Source organism: Kitasatospora sp. NPDC034035, from assembly GCF_055575755.1.
The window spans coordinates 295936-311719 of the sequence record NZ_JBVISA010000002.1 but is presented as its reverse complement, the minus strand read 5'-3'; the positions used below and the strand labels follow the sequence as shown (position 1 = coordinate 311719).

Genomic DNA, 15784 nt, shown 5'->3' with positions numbered 1-15784 from the left:
CGCAAGCCGGGCCCCTGTCGTACCGGAGGTGCTCAGCCCTCCAGGAAGGCCTTGATCGCGCTCGCCAGCAGGTACGGGTCCTCCGCGCCGCACAGCTCGCGCGCCGAGTGCATGGAGAGCGCCGCGATGCCGCAGTCCACGGTCTTGATGCCCAGGCGCGCCGCCGTGATCGGGCCGATCGTCGTTCCGCAGGGCATCGCGTTGTTGGAGACGAAGGTCTGCCACGGCACGCCCGCCTTCTCGCAGGCGGCCGCGAACACCGCCCGGCCGACGCCGTCGGTCGCGTAGCGGTTGTTGACGTTGACCTTGAGGATCGGCCCGCCGTTGGGCATCGGGTGGTGGCCCGGCTCGTGCCGCTCGCTGTAGTTCGGGTGGACGGCGTGGCCCATGTCCGAGGAGAGGCAGACAGTGCCGGCGAGCGCCCGGACGCGGTCCTCCGGGGTGCCGCCGCGGGCGTGGATCGTGCGGTCCAGGACGTTGCCGAGCAGCGGGCTCTGCGCTCCGGTGTCGGACTCGCTGCCGGTCTCCTCGTGGTCGAAGGCGGCCATGACCGGGATGTACGGCAGCTCGGCGGCGCCGTCGGCCGTGGCGGCGGCGGCGAGCGCGGCGGTGGCGGCGTGCACCGAGAGCAGGTTGTCCAGGCGCGGGCCGGCCAGCAGTTCGCGGTCGCGGCCCAGGTAGGAGGCGGGCTGGACGTCGTGCGTCATGAGGTCCCAACCGACCACGTCGGCGGCGGCCAGGCCGGCCCGCTCGGCGACGTAGGAGATCAGGGAGCCCTCGTCGACCGGGCCGAGGCCCCAGATCGGGGTGAGGTGGCGCTGCTTGTCGAGCTTCATGCCCTCGTTGACCTGGCGGTCCAGGTGGATGGCGAGCTGCGGCACGCGCAGCAGCGGCTCGTCCAACTGGACGAGCCGGGCGGTGCCGTCCTTGAGCGCGAGTCTGCCGGAGATGCCGAGGTCCCGGTCCAGCCAGGTGTTCAGCGGGACGCCGCCGTAGATCTCCACGGCGACCTGCCGCCAGCCGGCCGAGCCGGTGTCAGGCAGCGGCTTGACCCGCAGGTTGGGCGAGTCGGTGTGGGTGCCGACGATCCGGAACGGGGTCTCGGGGCCCGTCCCTTCCGGCAGGTACCAGGCGATCAGTGCGCCGCCGCGGATCAGGTACCGCCCGCCGGCGGCGCCGTCCCAGGCGTCCGTCTCGGCGACCTGCCGGAAGCCCGCCTTCTCCAGCCGCTCCGCGGCGCTCGCGACCGCGTGGTACGGGGACGGCGAGGTGCCGAGGAACGCGATCAGATCGTCGCTGTGCGTCCGGTCGAAAAAAGCCTGGCGGGCGGCGGTCGACATACTGCTCCTGGGTTGAGGGAGGGCCGAAGCCGGATGGGGAGTCGACTTCGCACGTTGAGCATATGCCCGTACACGGACAGGGCATTCGGAAGCTCTCAACCCGGACACAACCGTGAACGACCCGCAACACGCGCCGCCCGCCGGGCGGATACTCCCTGGTCGCGTACGGTCAGCAGGCCGTGAAGCCGACGGCCACCGGGGAGGGCACCGCAGCAAAGCACCGCGGAAGAGCGCGGAGGAAAGCACCGGCGAAAAGCGCCCGGGGAAAGCGCCCGGGAAAAGGGCCGGGACACACCGAAGGGCCCGGTGGCAGCCGGGCCCTTCGGTGTGAGGGTTTTCGTCAGGCAGTCAGAAGGTGCAGGAAGGCCTTAGAAGGCCTCCTCCGCCAGCTCCATGATCTCGTTGTCGATGCCCTCGGCGATCACGCGCTGCGGCGTGACGGTCGGCAGGACGTTCTTGGCGAAGAAGCGGGCCGCCGCGACCTTGCCCTGGTAGAAGGGGATGTCCTTCTCCGAGGCGCCGGCCTCCAGCTTGGCGAGGGCCACCACGGCCTGGCGCAGCAGCAGCCAGCCGACGACGACGTCGCCGGAGACCATCAGCAGGCGGGTGGTGTTGAGGCCCACCTTGTACATGTTCTTGACGTCCTGCTCGACCGAGGTCAGGTCGGCGAGCAGCTTGCCGACGATGGCCTCCAGGTCGCCCGCGGCCTTGGCGAGCAGCTCGCGCTCGGCGGCCAGGGCGTCGCCGCCGGCGGCGGAGCCGAGGAACTTCTGGATCTGCTCGGACAGCGCGGTGAGCGCCTGGCCGCCGTCCTTGACGATCTTGCGGAAGAAGAAGTCCTGGCCCTGGATGGCGGTGGTGCCCTCGTACAGGGTGTCGATCTTGGCGTCGCGGATGTACTGCTCGATCGGGTACTCCTGCAGGTAGCCGGAGCCACCGAAGGTCTGCAGGGACTGGGCGAGCTGCTCGTAGGACTTCTCCGAGCCGTAGCCCTTGACGATCGGCAGGAGCAGGTCGTTCAGGCGCTCGGCGGCCTCGTCGTGCTCGCCGCGCAACTTGGCCGCCATCATGTCGTCCTGGGTGGACGCGGTGAACAGGACCAGCGCGCGCATGCCCTCGGCGTAGGCCTTCTGGGTGAGCAGCGAGCGGCGCACGTCCGGGTGGTGGGTGATGGTGACGCGCGGGGCGGTCTTGTCCAGGAACTGCGAGATGTCGGCGCCCTGCACGCGCTCCTTGGCGTACTCCAGCGCGTTCAGGTAGCCGGTGGAGAGGGTGGCGATGGCCTTCGTGCCGACCATCATGCGGGCGAACTCGATGATCTTGAACATCTGGCGGATGCCGTCGACCTTGTCGCCGAGCAGCCAGCCCTTGGCCGGGTGCTTGGCGCCGAAGGTCATCTCGCAGGTGTTCGAGGCCTTGAGGCCCATCTTGTGCTCGACGTTGGTGGCGTAGACGCCGTTGCGCTCGCCGAGCTCGCCGGTCTCCCAGTCGAAGTCGAACTTCGGGACGATGAAGAGGCCCAGGCCCTTGGTGCCCGGCTTACCGCCCTCGGGGCGGGCCAGCACCATGTGGATGATGTTCTCGGACATGTCGTGCTCGCCCGAGGTGATGAAGCGCTTCACACCCTCGATGTGCCAGGAGCCGTCCTCCTGCTGGATCGCCTTGGTGCGGCCGGCGCCCACGTCGGAGCCCGCGTCGGGCTCGGTGAGGACCATGGTGGAGCCCCACAGGCGGTCGGTCATCCGCTTGGCGACCTCGAGCTGCGCCTCGGTGCCCTCCTCGGCGATGACGCCGGCGAAGGCCGGGCCGGAGGAGTACATCCAGATGGCCGGGTTCGAGCCGAGGATCTGCTCGGCGAAGGCCCAGATCAGCGAGTTCGGGGTGACCTGGCCGCCGATCGACTCCGGGATGCCCAGGCGCCACCACTCGGCGTCCATGAAGGTCTGGTAGCTCTTCTTGAACGCGGCCGGGATCGGCGCGGTGTTGGTCTCCGGGTCGAAGACCGGCGGGTTGCGGTCGGTGTCGGTGAAGGACGCGGCGAGGTCGTTCTCGGCCAGGCGCGAGATCTCGCTGAGGATGTTCTTCGCGGTCTCGACGTCCATGTCCGCGAACGGTCCGGTGCCGTAGACCTGCTCGCGGCCGAACACCTCGAAGAGGTTGAACTCCACGTCACGCAGGTTGGACTTGTAGTGACCCATGGCCGTTTTCTCCGGTTCGTCGCTTCCGGGAGACCGCCGCGTTCCGGCGTCCCGTACCCACCAGTAGGCATCATGATGCTACCCAGCGGTAACTTGGGCAAGCCCTCGACGGTGAATCCGCTATGAACGTGGTCACGTCCCACAGTCCCGGCGACCACTCCTTGTCAGGATCGGCGCCAGCGCGGGCGGGTGCGCTCCCGCTAGCCTGTCCGTGTGTACGGATATGACCAGAACGCATACCCGGGCGACCCCTACCAGCAGCAGGCGGGACCGCAGCCGGGCATGAACGGCATGCCCGGACCGGACGCCTACGGCGCGCAGGCACAGACGGACCAGCAGTCGCTCTACCCCGAACCCTCCCCGCCCTCGCTGGCGGACGCGGTCCGGGCCTTCACCACCGGCTCGATGGCGGTCGAGGACTTCCAGGCGATCTTCATCACCTCGAAGGTGCACTGCCCGCGCGGCGAACGCCCCGGCTTCCTCGCACTGCACAACACCCCGACGCCGGTGATCCCGATGTTCAGCTCGCTGAAGGAGCTGCGCCGCTACGCCGGCAAGGACTCCAAGCACTTCACCGTCACCGGCGCCGAGGTCCTGGACCTGCTGCCGACCGGCTACGGCTTCGCGCTGGACATGGAGGGCGAGCACCGGATGGTGTTCGACGCCAAGGCCGTCGAGCAGATGGTCGACTTCACCATGCGCCGGATGTACGGCTAGTCCACCCTGCAAGGAAGAGGAGCCCGCGCTCCTCCGTCCCTACATAGTTCAATTTTCAACTTGCTTGTTGTTGAGAATTGAACTAACCTCGTGCACGTAGGCCGAAGAACCCCCCTCGAAGGAGGCCGACATGCCCGCCGTGACCGTCGACAACCCGCTGACCCTTCCCCGCGTCACCACGCCGGACGCTGCCGTCACGAGCGCCCGCCCGGTCCGCACCGTGGTCACCGCCCCCGAGGGCTTCGAGGGCGAGGGCTTCCCCGTCCGCCGCGCCTTCGCCAAGATCGACACCAAGTACCTCGACCCGTTCATCATGATGGACCAGATGGGCGAGGTGGACTACGCGGCCGGCGAGCCCAAAAGCTAGTCCAGTTGGGGGACTAGTCGCAAGAGGGCTCTGACCTGCTGAAACGCAAGACGAACATCGCAATCCACCCCAACTGAGGAGGCCGACATGCCTGCCGTGACCGTTGAGAACCCGCTGATCCTGCCGCGCATCGCGGCCCCCGCCGAAGGCTCCGTCGCCCGGCCCGTCCTGGCCGTCTCGACCGCCCCCGAGGGCTTCGAAGGTGAAGGCTTCCCCGTCCGCCGGGCCTTCGCCAAGATCAACCAGAAGTACCTCGACCCGTTCATCATGATGGACCAAATGGGCGAGGTGGATTATGCCGCTGGGGAGCCAAAGGGAACCCCTTGGCATCCGCACCGGGGCTTCGAGACGGTCACCTACATCATCGACGGCACCTTTATCCACCGGGACTCGCACGGCGGCGGCGGCGTCATCACCGACGGCGACACCCAGTGGATGACGGCTGGCTCCGGCCTCCTCCACATCGAGACCCCGCCGGAGTCCCTGGTCATGTCCGGCGGCCTCTTCCACGGCCTCCAGCTCTGGGTCAACCTGCCCGCCTCGGACAAGATGATCGCGCCGAAGTACCAGGACATCCGGGGTACGAACGTGAAGCTGCTCGCCTCCTCGGACGGCGGCGCGCTGGTGCGGCTGATCGCCGGTGACATCGCGGGCCACCACGGCCCCGGCGCCACCCACACGCCCATCACGATGATCCACGTGTCGGTGAACCCCGGCGCCCAGGTCACCCTGCCCTGGCGGTCCGACTTCAACGGCCTGGCGTACGGCCTGGCGGGCACGGGCTCGGCGGGCGAGGAGCGGCGCCCGTTCCACATGGGCCAGTCCGTTGTCTTCGGCGACGGCGACTCCCTCACGATCCGTGCGGACGACACCCAGGACTCGCGCCAGGCCAACTTCGAGGTCGTCCTCCTCGGCGGCCAGCCGATCCGGGAGCCCGTCGCCCACTACGGCCCGTTCGTGATGAACAGCCACCGCGAACTCCAGCAGGCCATGGAGGACTTCCACGCCGGCCGCCTCGGCACCATCCCCGCCGACGCCAACTGAGCCAAGTATCCCTATGGCGGTGGTCCCAGCTTGCCCTCACGCGTGGGGCCACCGCCGTCCTGTAGGCCCCTCATGGATCGCCACGATGGGCCCCGGCGCCCAACCGAAAGCACCGGTAGAACCACAACAAGCGCAGTCGCCACAGCCGAACTCGTGTCCATGCCCTGGCGTGGACCCAACTGGGCAGCTGGTCTGCTGAATGTCCGTTGCTCTGATTCGCTGCGGGCCGAGTTGTTCGGCGCCGTCAGCCGCCTGGCCACCGTGGTCGGCGCGGCGGCCTTCGACGCCTTCGCCCACGACGACGCCCAGCGTCTCTTCGCCTTCGCCACGTCGTGCGCGGAGGAAGTGGACAACCGGCCGTTGCGCGCCATCTCCTACAACCTCCGCTCCCGGCAGGCCATCTGGCGAGGCGATCCCGACTCCGGCCTCACTCTCGCGGAGCTCGGCCTCGCCCGCGCCGACCGCCTTTCCGCCGCCGAGCAGTCGATGCTCCACAACGCCCGCGCCCGCGCCCTGGCCAAGATGGGCCGCACCCAGCAGACGCTGGCCGCGATCGGCACGTCCGACGACTCGTTCGCCTCGATCTCCCCGGCGGACGAGGGTCCGTGGATGGCCTACTACGACGGCGCCCAGCACCACGGGGACACCGGGCACGCCCTCTTCGACCTCTCCCTCGCCGGCCACCCGCCGCAGGAGGCCCTCCGGCGGCTGCAGGCGGCGGTTGACGGCCACGGCGAGGGCTTCGCCCGCTCGCGTGCGTTCTCCCGCACCAAGCTCGCCACCCTCCAGATGGCGGCCAGTGACCCCGAGCAGGCCCTGGCCGAGGGTCGCACCGCACTCGCGGAGGTCAGCGACCTCCGTTCGCTCCGCGCCAACCACGAACTGGCCGAGCTCGCCCGGGTCGCCCACCGTCACCGCAGCCTCACCGACGTCCGGGACCTGCGGGAACAGATCGCAGCTACGGTGGCGGTGTGAACGTCCTCGATAACTCCCGTGCCCTGCTACTCAAGGCATGCTCGGAAATCGGCCTGTCCGCTACCGGAGCCGAGCCGATCCGGATCGGGGAGAACGCACTGTGGCGGCTGCCGCACGGGGTCGTGGCCCGCATCAGCCGCCCCGGCCAATCCGGCGCCGCCAGCCGCGAACTGGCAGTTGCCCGCTGGCTGCACGACTGCGGGGTACCTGCGGTGCGCCCGCTCGCGCACCTGCCGAAGCCGCTGGAGGTGGACGGCAACCCGGTGACCTTCTGGCACGAGCTCCCCCCGCACCGGCCGGGTGCGGCTGCCGACATCGCGCCGCTCCTCCGGCGTCTCCACGAACTCCCTGTTCCTGACTTCCCGTTGGGTCACCTGGCCCCGTTTGTCCGGCTGCCCGCCCGGATCGACGCCGCGACGACTCTCGACGACGACCAGCGAGATTGGTTGCGCTGCCGCCTGACCGAACTCGAAACAGCGTGGCTGGGCCTCCGGCCGAGCCTGTCGAGGAGCGTCATCCACGGGGATGCCTGGCGCGGCAACGTAGCGGTCACCCCAACCACCACGTACCTGCTCGACTTCGAGCGGACCTCTCTGGGGCCTCCCGACTGGGACCTCACCGCCACTGCTGTCGGCTACGACAGCTTCGGCTCGGTTTCGGACAGCGAGTACGCCGCCTTCTGCGAGGCGTACGGGACCGACGTGATGACCTGGGCCGGCTACCCGGTGCTCCGGAGCATCCGCGAACTCCGTGTTACCTGCTTCGCTCTCCAGCACGCGGCAGCCGATCCTGCCCGCCATCGGACGGAAGCCCACTACCGCCTCGGCTGCCTGCAAGGAGTGGCCGGTCCGCGCCCGTGGGGCTGGACCGTCGTCAGCTGACACTGTGAGCAGGCGCCACACCCGCCAACGACCACTGCGCCGCCGCCCCGGCACCGAACGCTCGACCAGCTGGAGCACCAGAAGGGTCGCGTGAGCGACGTGCGAAGCTGCCGCTCACGCGTGTGGCGCCTGGTGCGCCTGCGCCGTGGCACAGGGTCAGGCGATCTCCATCAGCCACCCACCACAGCCAACCGCCAGTCGACGACTGGTCGGCCAACGCCGGTGATCAAATTAAGGGGATTCAAGGATTCCGATCGCCGATAATCACAAAATGGACAGAGTGCGACTCTCCATCAGTAACATGGCACAGGTGGACGATTCTTCAACTGCACCACGACTCAAAGTTCGAAAAACTTGCACCACGTTCGCATCCTATGCAAGCATCAGTGCGGACACGGCCGGTCGGGCGAGCGCGCATCGGGCGCCAAACGAGCAGCCAAGGTTCCGCTTAAAGATATACAGAGAATGATCTAGGGATCAGTCGCACGGCAACTCCAAGACCCAAGCCCTAGATGATCTTCAGGAATTCCGGGGGGAATTCGATGTCGTCGAACAGCGTGACGTCCGCCGATCGTTCGGGCGCGTCCGATCAGCCGACTGAGGCTCGACCGACCGTGCGCATCGACGGGTTGCGGAAGAGCTACGACGGCAAGGAAGCGGTCCGTGGAATCTCGCTGGAGATCGGTGTCAACGAGGTCTTCGGGCTGATCGGACCGAACGGCGCTGGCAAGACGACCACCCTGGAGTGCCTGGTGGGGCTTCGCAGGCCGACTGCCGGGCTGATCCGCGTCCTCGGACTCGACCCGGCCGACCGGAGCCTGGATCTGCGGACCCAGGTCGCGGTGCAGCCCCAGGAGGGCACCCTGTTCCCGCAACTCAAAGTGCGGGAGACCGTCGAGCTGTGGGCCTCCTTCTATTCCCAGCCGATGGACGTCGACGAGGTTCTCAACGATGTCGGACTGGTGGAGCAGGCGGATCAAAAGGTCAAAGCGCTGTCCGGCGGGCAGCGACGCAGGCTGCTGTTGGCGGTCAGCATCGTCGGGCGACCGAAGCTGCTCGTCCTGGACGAGCCCGCCGCCGGCCTCGACCCGCAGGCACGTGAGCTCCTGTGGGACGTGATCCGGACACACCGGCGAGCCGGCGGGTCCGTCCTGCTGACGACCCACGACATGAACGAAGCCGCCCAGCTCTGTGACCGGGTGGCCGTGCTGGTGGCAGGCAAGGTGGTCGCCTCAGGCTCCCCCGCGGAACTCGTCCGCGAACTCGGCGGCCTCAGCACGATCTCGTTCGCCACAGACTCACCCACCTCGCTGGCTGCCGTCCGCAGACTTCCGGGCGTTTCCTCCGTGCAGACAGAGTCCCGCGGTGGGCGTCTCGCGGTGCAGGTGAGCACCAGACAGGGCGATATCGTCCTCAAGCATGTCGCTTCCACTCCCGAACTGAATGCGACCGACCTTTCTGTTGCACACGGGGGGCTGGACGAGGTATTCAGGAACCTGGTTGCCTCGGCTTCCAAGGACACCGGAAGCAATCACACGGGCGGAGCGGATGAATCCTCGTAAGTCAACGTTCTCCCATTTGGTCAGGACGAACTCCAGGGAGCTTTTCCGCGACGGGAAAACCGCATTCTTCGTCCTTGCTTTCCCACTGTTCTTCATGGCGATGTTCCTCGGCATGGGATTCGTCACGAGCGGCGGTTCCTACCACGTCGCGGTGGCTCCGGGACCGGGCCAGCATCAGGTGGCCGACCGGCTCAACCATGTCAAGGGCCTCACCGTGAAGGAGCTGGATCAAGCGCTGCCGGGCCAGCCCCGCGCGCTCGGCGGCTACGATGCGGTCGTCCAGCCTGAGGAGAGCCGACCGGTCGTCACGGTCGACGCCGGCAAGTTCGGAGTGGTGCGCGGGATGCGCAACGCGCTCGACAAGGACGCCAGTGCGGCAGCCCGTTCGGTCTTCCGCACGCCGGATGGGGGAGTGCCGTTCGATCCGGTGAAGGCGTCCCTGCCCACCGTGCTATTCATCGCGCTGATGTCGGCCGCCTTCTTCGGCACGGCCACGCCGCTGATCGGTCTCCGCCAGCGCGGTACTCTGCGGATGCTCGGCACCACCCCCCTGGAGCGACGGACCTTCATCCTCGCCCAGGCTCCGGTTCGCCTCGGGCTCGTCATGGCCCAGGTCGTCGTGGTCGGGGTGATCGCGGCGATCTGCGGGTACCTCGCGCCGGGGGACGCGCTTCCCGTACTCGTCAGCGGCCTGCTGGGCGCCCTGATGCTGTTCGGCTTCGGCTACCTGGTCGCCGCCAGGATGCGCAACGCGGAAGTGGCCAACGGTCTGCTGGCCCTGCTGATGCCGGTGACCATGCTGCTCAGCGGACTGTTCCTGCCGATGGAACTGATGCCCGGCCCGCTGCGCGCGGTGTCCCAGGCGTTCCCGACGACCTACCTGGTGGACGCGCTGAGCCACGCCTTCACGGGCGCGCCGTCACTGCACGGCATCGCCGTGGACTGGCTGGTACTGGCGGGCTCGGCCGTTCTCCTCGCACTACTCGCTGCTCGACTCTTCAGCTGGGACCAGGGGGAAGAAAGATGACCGCGATACCGTCGCCCACCTTACTCGGTGGGCTGCTGAACCTTGACGAACTCGTCAGCCCCTACGGGCTGGTGAACGGAGTCCACCGCCTGCCCAACCACCCGGGCGAGCCCCGGTTCCCGATCTTCAGCGCCTCCCTCGGGGACATCGCGCGTGTCGTCCCGAACGTCGCCGACGCGGTCGGAAGTCGTGGTGCACGCGGTCAGATGGACGGCGCCGGCGGCGGGTTGGATCCTGAGCGAGCGGCCCGGCTGTGCGTCGCGGAGGCGCTGGAGCGCTACTCCACCTGCGCGGCACCCGAGGACCAGCTCATCTGGGCGACCGCTCGCGAGCTCGGTGACGAAGCGCTTCCGCTGCGCACCTTCCCGCGATGTTCCCCCGCCGAGCTCGCGCACCCCAGGGCGATGGCCGTGGATCTCGACGAGGACGCGCCCATGCGGTGGGCACGGGGCTGGTCGTTGACCGAGCGCCGCCCCCAGTGGGTTCCCGCCGTCCACGTGTGGATGCACCTGGCCTCCCAGTCCCGCGGAGAGCGCCACTGGAACCCGATCTCCACCGGCTGCGCGACCCACACGGACCTGGCGCAGGCCATGGTCAACGCCATCTGCGAGGTGGTGGAGCGGGACGCGATCTCCCTGACGTGGTACCAGAAACTCGCGCTGCCGCGCATCGAGTTCGACGAGGTGCCCGACTCCCTGGCTCCCTACCTGGAACGCTCACGGCGCAGTCAGGTGGAGACGGTGTTCTTCGACGCCACCACCGACCTGGGTCTGCCGGTCGTCTACTCCGTCGATCTCAGCCCGGACAACCAGGTTCTGGGACAGCTGGTGATGTGCAACGCCGGGCTCGACCCTGCGGACTCCATCGCCAAGATCACCCGGGAGTCGGCCTCGTCTCGGATCGCGATGCAGGTCGGACGTGACCTGCCGGAGTCCTTCGACGACTACCTCAACGTCTATCACGGTGCGGCGTACATGGGCCGGCCCGAACGGCTCGGTGACTTCGACTTCCTGCTGAAGGGCGAGCACCGACGCAAGTTCAGCGAGCTGCCCACGCTGGCGACCGGCTCGTCCGCCGGGGATCTCCAGGTGCTGCTGGAGTGGCTGCACAAGGCCGGCTGCCACGTGGTGGCCGTGGAGTGCACCACCGACGAAGCACGGGACGCGGGCTTCCGGGTGGTCCGGGTGCTCATCCCGGAGCTCATGCCGCTCTCGTTCACCTACCGGGCCCGCTACCTGGCCCACCCTCGCCTGTACCAGGCACCGGCCCGGATGGGCCACCCCGTGCTGTCGGTGGACGAGATCAACCCGCTTCCGCAGCCGTTCGCGTAGAAGCACTCTGCCCCACAGGGGGCTGACCGCCCGTTGACTGGTGTCCACTCCCCAGACGGGCGGCCTCCCGGAACCGGACGCTGAGCCGCCTGCTCCCCGCCCGCCATCTCGGGCGAACGATGCCCTGGGCGGCCCTCGCAGGCACTGCCCACCGACTCCCGACGCCTCTGGTGCGTCAGGACGGTCATGCCCGTGCACGGCTTCCGGCGTGAGATTCAGCCCCTGCCCAACTGCTCTTCCCGCTGACCGATCGACGAGACGGTCCAGAAGACGAGGAACCAATGGAACCGGTGCACCTGATCGCTGTGGGCGACTTCGGGACCGCTGTCGCCGAGCGCCTGATGCAAGTACGAGGACGCATGCCACTGAGCGTCGAAGGTGAGGGCCAGTGGCCCGTCACCGCTTCGGCCGCGTGGCCGCAGGCGAGGTTGCGGGTGCTCCTCTCCTGGCGGGAGACGCCGAGGCTCGCCGAGACCATCGACGTACGCTCCGTCGCCTGGGGCACCCCCTGGCTGCCGGTGGTGCTGGACCATCCCCGACTGCGGGTCGGCCCGGTCGTGGTGCCCGGGAGCGGCCCCTGCTACCGCTGCTTCCGCAAGCGCCGTGCCCAGCACGAGCCGGACAGTGCCATCACCGACGCCCTGCACGCCCACTACGACGCGGCTCCGGCCGCGGGCCCCGCCGGCTTCCTGCCGCAGCACGTGGGTCTGGCGGCCGCTCTGGTCGAGGCGGAGCTGCAGCGGTTCGACGACGGGACGCTCGCCGAGAGTGCGGGCACCGTGCGTCACTACCACCTGCTCGAGCACCAGGCCTCGGCCGCCCGGGTGGTGGCCGTGCACGGCTGCGACCGCTGCCGCGACACGAAGCCGGTATCGACCTGGAGCCAGCTCGCCGACGACCTGACGGCGCTGCTCCCGGTCCTGGACGAAGGACGATGATGGCTGGTCAACTCGTCTCGGCGGAAGACATGCGCCGAGCCGTCGCGGGTGATCCGCAGTTCCGTTGTCCCCGGCTGCCCGCCCTGGTCCGGGGGCTGGTGCGACTCGACATGCCCGACGGGATCCTCATCGAAGGCGCCCCGAGCAGGCAGATCCTGCGTGGAGCCGCCACCCGCGACCTCGTCCCCGCCATCCTTCCGCTGCTCGACGGCACCCTGGACGCAGAGGGAATCGCCGAACGCACCGGCCTGCCCCAGCCGCACGTGGAGCGGGTCATCGCGCTGCTCTACACCTGCGGGCTGCTGGAGGAGGGTGAGAACGGCGTCACAGCCGCTCCGGACTCCCCCGCGGCCGCGTTCTGGTCGCGCGGCCTGGACTCCACCCGGGTCAACAGCTCGACCTCCGAAGTCCTGGCCCGCCTGGCCGGGGCTCAGATCGGCGTGGCCGGTGAGGGAGAGCTCGCGAGGCTGATCCTGGAGGAGCTGACCGCTGCGGGGATGACCGCGCTCGGGCCCGTAGCCGGCGTGACCTCGTCCTCGGACCGCCGGCACGATCTCGTGCTGGCCGCGATCGAGGAAGGGGCCGAGGCTCCGGTCGGACTGGCCGAGGAGTGCGCTCGGGCGGCCGTGCCGTTCCTGCCCGTCCGCCTCAGCGGCGGCACGGTGGAGCTGGGCCCCTACATCGACCACGAGTTCACCGCGAGCTTCGCCGACGCTGAACGTCAGCGCCTGGCCGCCCCCGTGGCCGACGACACCACCGGCCTCTCCACGCAACTCCGAAAGCAGCTCGCCGCGTCCCTGGTCGCCGCGCAGACTGCTGCACTGGTCGCCCGGGTCGGCTCCGTTCCCGTGTTGCGCGGCCTGATGCGGGTCGACCTCGGCAGCTGGGAGCAGAGCCTCCACGTGATGGCCCCCATCCCCGCTCCGCCGGGACCGAAGGTCACCACGACCGCGGCCGGCGTGCCGTTGGCAGTCGTCTTCGAGAGCTCGGTGGCCTTCACACCGCGACGCCTGCTCAACCCGCGAGCCCACCAGGTCCACTACAAGCCGGGCAACCTGGCCCTCCAGCACGAGTCCAAGCGCTGGCCCAGCGCAAGGGAGTTGGAGCTGGCGGGCCGCACCGCCACCGTCCCCGCTCACCTGACGGGCCCCGATTCCCTCGGCGACGTACTCGGCACCGGGACCGTCCCGCTGGATCAGCTGGCGGCTGTGCTGCAGCGCGGCGCCGGGCTCCGCCCCGGCGGTGACTCCGAGCGCAAGGTCCAGCGTTGGGCCCCGACGGGTGGAAACCTGGGATCGGTGCAGCTCCATGTGCTCGCCCGCCGGGTGACGGATCTCCAACCCGGGTTGTGGGGGTACGTCGGTAGCAGTCACCGGCTGGCCCGGCTCGGGGACGCTCTCGACCTAGGGCACCCGACGTCCGCCGCCGCCGTCGCCCCTGCGGTGATCGTGCTGACCGGTGCGCTGTCGCGGGTGGCCTCCAAGTACTACGGATTCGGCTGGCGCGTGATCCATCTGGACGCCGGCGCCGCCATCGCCCAACTCACCTACACCGCCCGTGCTTTCGGACTGTCGGCTCGACCGCTCGACCGGTGGGACGACGGCCGTCTGGCCGACCTGTTCGATCTCGACCTCGACAACGAGCCCGTAACCGGGGTGCTGCTGATCGGCGCCGGCCTCAACCACGAGGAGGAGTGACCATGCGTACCGACGCCCGAACTGCCGTTGACCCGGCGATCCTGGACGACGCGCTGAGGCTTCCCGACCATGCGCAGGCCCTGGGGCTGCTGCGGACACACAGTCGGCTGGACGAGGAAGACGTTCAGGCAGGCCCTCGTACGCCTTCTCCCGGACTCTTCCGCGCTCTCGACGCCGGCCTCGACACACCGACGCGGGTGGCGGTCACTCCAGCGCCCTCGCCGCTGTCGCCCCTGGAGCAGTTGCAGCGCGGACGGCTGTCCGAGCGGTTCTACGCGGACCGTCCGGTCGATGCCGAGGTGATCGCCGCCGTCGTGGCCGCCGCAGGCCGGTTCGACCAGGCGTCCTGGCCCGACCACGAGGCCGGCGCCGGGCTCCAACTCCTGGTCGCGGCACGCGCGGTCAGCGGACTGCGTCCCGCCATCCACCTGGCCGACCCGCAGACGGGCACTTTCACCGAGATCGGGGAGCTGCCGGTCGGGGACGCCGCCGCTGACCTCGTCCTCCAGGTCGAGTTCGCCCAGGCGCCGGCGATCCTCATGGTCTGCGGGCCGCTCGCCTCCTCCCTCGACCGGCACGGTGAACACGGCCACCGGCTGCTGCTCAGCCGCGCCGGCGCCGCCGCCTACGCCGGTTGGCTGACCGCTCTGGACCACGGCCTGGTGGGGAGCATCTTCGCCGGATTCCTCGCGGCCGCGCTGCGCCCGCTGGTGCCCGTCGACGGCTACCACACGAGCCAGTTACTGGCACTGGCCGTCGGTCACCCGCTGGACGGCACCGGGGCCTGACCCCTGCTGTCCACCCATACTTCCCCGTCCCGGCCGGGGCGGGGAGCACCTGGGACGACGCCCGTCCCACAACCTAAGGAGCTCCTCATGGAGAACCTCCAGGATCTGGACCTCTTCGCCGAGGACCTGGCCCTCCCCGTGGACGCCCTCCCGAGCGAGGCCGCCCTCGGCTCCTTCTCCAGCGTCAGCTCGCTGGACTGCTTCACCTGCCCGATCTCGACCGCGTCGTCCAACGGCACGGTCAGCTCCGCCGGCTGATCCAGCCGACGGCAACTCCGATCCGCTAGGAGAACCACATGGATGCCATCGACGTCCTGGACCTCTTCGCCGAGGAAGGCGAGGGCCTGTCCCTGACCGCCGAACCGCTGGCGAGCGACTCCCTGCTCGGCTCCTGGGGCTCGTTCGGGACCCTCACCAGTGCCTCCTGCCCGGCGTCCACCGCCGGCAGCAGCAGCAGCGCCTCCAGCGCCGGCTGAACACCTCCATCACGAAAGGGGAACCGCCATGAACCAGGACACCATCGACCTGTTCGCCGAGGACCTCACCGACGGACTCTCGGTCGAGGAACTGAACGACGCCACGCTGCTCGGCACGTGGACCTCCAGCACCACCGTGGGTTCCGCGTCCTGCCCGGCCTCGACGGCCTCCTCGTCGTCGTCGGCCTCCAGCATCGGCTGACCATCAACCACGTTCGTTGCACCACCCAGGAAGGAGAACGACCATGAAGATCGACCTCGTCGAGCAGCAGCACGACGTCTGGGCGATCGACCTGTCCGCCGAGGACATGTCGGTCGAGGCCCTCGACAGCGCCACCCTGCTCGGTACCACGGGCTGCTTCGCGTGCGGCGCTTGCGCGTCCTGCCCGGCCTCGTCGGCGTCCACCGCCGGCACCATCTCGTCGGCCTGACCCTCGCGGTCC

Annotated in this window: 16 protein-coding genes and 1 pseudogene; 15 read left to right on the top strand and 2 right to left on the bottom strand. The window is 69.2% G+C overall.

Annotated features, from left to right (window positions below; translation table 11 throughout):
• Positions 1–32 precede the first annotated feature (32 nt).
• Together ACZ52J_RS04190 and ACZ52J_RS04185 are read right to left on the bottom strand one after the other, a co-directional pair.
• The gene (locus ACZ52J_RS04190; RefSeq protein ID WP_465615679.1) at positions 33–1340 is read right to left on the bottom strand and encodes a M18 family aminopeptidase; all 1308 of its coding nucleotides are present in this window, start codon (positions 1338–1340) and stop codon (positions 33–35) included.
• Between the two features lie 368 nt (positions 1341–1708).
• A complete protein-coding gene (locus ACZ52J_RS04185; RefSeq protein ID WP_360497935.1) occupies positions 1709–3538 on the bottom strand; it encodes an acyl-CoA dehydrogenase in 1830 nt (609 codons plus the stop codon).
• Positions 3539–3751: 213 nt separating this feature from the next.
• Between ACZ52J_RS04185 and ACZ52J_RS04180 the strand changes: the two genes are divergently transcribed.
• The 15 genes and pseudogenes from ACZ52J_RS04180 to ACZ52J_RS04110 all read left to right on the top strand — a co-directional run bounded on the left by ACZ52J_RS04180 (position 3752) and on the right by ACZ52J_RS04110 (position 15772).
• Positions 3752–4255 (top strand): SseB family protein, encoded by a 504-nt coding sequence (locus ACZ52J_RS04180; RefSeq protein WP_396288965.1) that lies wholly within the window; start codon positions 3752–3754, stop codon positions 4253–4255.
• Between the two features lie 130 nt (positions 4256–4385).
• Positions 4386–4616 (top strand): annotated as a pseudogene (locus ACZ52J_RS04175) (pirin family protein); the annotation flags it as partial.
• A gap of 93 nt (positions 4617–4709) precedes the next feature.
• Positions 4710–5666: a pirin family protein gene (locus ACZ52J_RS04170; RefSeq protein WP_465615676.1), complete on the top strand. Its 957-nt coding sequence runs from the start codon at positions 4710–4712 to the stop codon at positions 5664–5666.
• Between the two features lie 159 nt (positions 5667–5825).
• Complete coding sequence (locus tag ACZ52J_RS04165) at positions 5826–6641, top strand: hypothetical protein (protein ID WP_465615674.1); 816 nt, start codon at positions 5826–5828, stop codon at positions 6639–6641.
• Entirely contained in the window at positions 6638–7522 is an 885-nt protein-coding gene (locus tag ACZ52J_RS04160; protein WP_465615672.1) for a phosphotransferase enzyme family protein, read from the top strand. Before ACZ52J_RS04165 ends, ACZ52J_RS04160 begins: the two co-directional genes overlap by 4 nt.
• A 542-nt stretch (positions 7523–8064) precedes the next feature.
• Positions 8065–9084, top strand: a complete 1020-nt coding sequence (locus ACZ52J_RS04155) for an ABC transporter ATP-binding protein (protein WP_465615670.1) — start codon at positions 8065–8067, stop codon at positions 9082–9084.
• A gap of 94 nt (positions 9085–9178) precedes the next feature.
• Entirely contained in the window at positions 9179–10111 is a 933-nt protein-coding gene (locus ACZ52J_RS04150) for an ABC transporter permease (RefSeq protein ID WP_465615668.1), read from the top strand.
• The gene (locus ACZ52J_RS04145; protein WP_465615666.1) at positions 10108–11442 is read left to right on the top strand and encodes a YcaO-like family protein; all 1335 of its coding nucleotides are present in this window, start codon (positions 10108–10110) and stop codon (positions 11440–11442) included. Before ACZ52J_RS04150 ends, ACZ52J_RS04145 begins: the two co-directional genes overlap by 4 nt.
• A gap of 359 nt (positions 11443–11801) precedes the next feature.
• Positions 11802–12380, top strand: coding sequence for a TOMM precursor leader peptide-binding protein (locus ACZ52J_RS04140; protein WP_465615664.1), 579 nt, complete (start codon positions 11802–11804; stop codon positions 12378–12380).
• Positions 12380–14077 carry a nitroreductase family protein gene (locus ACZ52J_RS04135; protein WP_465615662.1) on the top strand — a complete coding sequence of 566 codons (1698 nt, stop codon included), beginning with the start codon at positions 12380–12382 and terminating at the stop codon, positions 14075–14077. The genes ACZ52J_RS04140 and ACZ52J_RS04135 overlap by 1 nt, the downstream gene beginning before the upstream one ends.
• Before the next feature lie 2 nt (positions 14078–14079).
• Complete coding sequence (locus ACZ52J_RS04130; protein ID WP_465615660.1) at positions 14080–14865, top strand: nitroreductase family protein; 786 nt, start codon at positions 14080–14082, stop codon at positions 14863–14865.
• Between the two features lie 87 nt (positions 14866–14952).
• Positions 14953–15123: a thiocillin family RiPP gene (locus tag ACZ52J_RS04125; RefSeq protein WP_465615658.1), complete on the top strand. Its 171-nt coding sequence runs from the start codon at positions 14953–14955 to the stop codon at positions 15121–15123.
• 38 nt (positions 15124–15161) lie between these two features.
• Positions 15162–15341: a thiocillin family RiPP gene (locus tag ACZ52J_RS04120; RefSeq protein WP_465615656.1), complete on the top strand. Its 180-nt coding sequence runs from the start codon at positions 15162–15164 to the stop codon at positions 15339–15341.
• A gap of 28 nt (positions 15342–15369) precedes the next feature.
• The gene (locus ACZ52J_RS04115; RefSeq protein WP_465615654.1) at positions 15370–15543 is read left to right on the top strand and encodes a thiocillin family RiPP; all 174 of its coding nucleotides are present in this window, start codon (positions 15370–15372) and stop codon (positions 15541–15543) included.
• Positions 15544–15586: 43 nt separating this feature from the next.
• Positions 15587–15772, top strand: a complete 186-nt coding sequence (locus ACZ52J_RS04110; protein WP_465615652.1) for a thiocillin family RiPP — start codon at positions 15587–15589, stop codon at positions 15770–15772.
• The last annotated feature ends 12 nt before the right edge of the window (positions 15773–15784 follow it).

What these genes read in the sequence shown, in the direction of transcription:
- ACZ52J_RS04140 (WP_465615664.1), top strand. Translation starts at nt 11,802, where the DNA reads ATGCCACTGAGCGTCGAAGGTGAGGGCCAGTGGCCCGTCACCGCTTCG.
- ACZ52J_RS04115 (WP_465615654.1), top strand. Translation starts at nt 15,370, where the DNA reads ATGAACCAGGACACCATCGACCTGTTCGCCGAGGACCTCACCGACGGA.
- ACZ52J_RS04185 (WP_360497935.1), bottom strand. Translation starts at nt 3,538, where the DNA reads ATGGGTCACTACAAGTCCAACCTGCGTGACGTGGAGTTCAACCTCTTC.
- ACZ52J_RS04165 (WP_465615674.1), top strand. Translation starts at nt 5,826, where the DNA reads ATGCCCTGGCGTGGACCCAACTGGGCAGCTGGTCTGCTGAATGTCCGT.
- ACZ52J_RS04145 (WP_465615666.1), top strand. Translation starts at nt 10,108, where the DNA reads ATGACCGCGATACCGTCGCCCACCTTACTCGGTGGGCTGCTGAACCTT.
- ACZ52J_RS04190 (WP_465615679.1), bottom strand. Translation starts at nt 1,340, where the DNA reads ATGTCGACCGCCGCCCGCCAGGCTTTTTTCGACCGGACGCACAGCGAC.
- ACZ52J_RS04170 (WP_465615676.1), top strand. Translation starts at nt 4,710, where the DNA reads ATGCCTGCCGTGACCGTTGAGAACCCGCTGATCCTGCCGCGCATCGCG.
- ACZ52J_RS04130 (WP_465615660.1), top strand. Translation starts at nt 14,080, where the DNA reads ATGCGTACCGACGCCCGAACTGCCGTTGACCCGGCGATCCTGGACGAC.
- ACZ52J_RS04150 (WP_465615668.1), top strand. Translation starts at nt 9,179, where the DNA reads ATGGCGATGTTCCTCGGCATGGGATTCGTCACGAGCGGCGGTTCCTAC.
- ACZ52J_RS04135 (WP_465615662.1), top strand. Translation starts at nt 12,380, where the DNA reads ATGGCTGGTCAACTCGTCTCGGCGGAAGACATGCGCCGAGCCGTCGCG.
- ACZ52J_RS04120 (WP_465615656.1), top strand. Translation starts at nt 15,162, where the DNA reads ATGGATGCCATCGACGTCCTGGACCTCTTCGCCGAGGAAGGCGAGGGC.
- ACZ52J_RS04125 (WP_465615658.1), top strand. Translation starts at nt 14,953, where the DNA reads ATGGAGAACCTCCAGGATCTGGACCTCTTCGCCGAGGACCTGGCCCTC.
- ACZ52J_RS04110 (WP_465615652.1), top strand. Translation starts at nt 15,587, where the DNA reads ATGAAGATCGACCTCGTCGAGCAGCAGCACGACGTCTGGGCGATCGAC.
- ACZ52J_RS04155 (WP_465615670.1), top strand. Translation starts at nt 8,065, where the DNA reads ATGTCGTCGAACAGCGTGACGTCCGCCGATCGTTCGGGCGCGTCCGAT.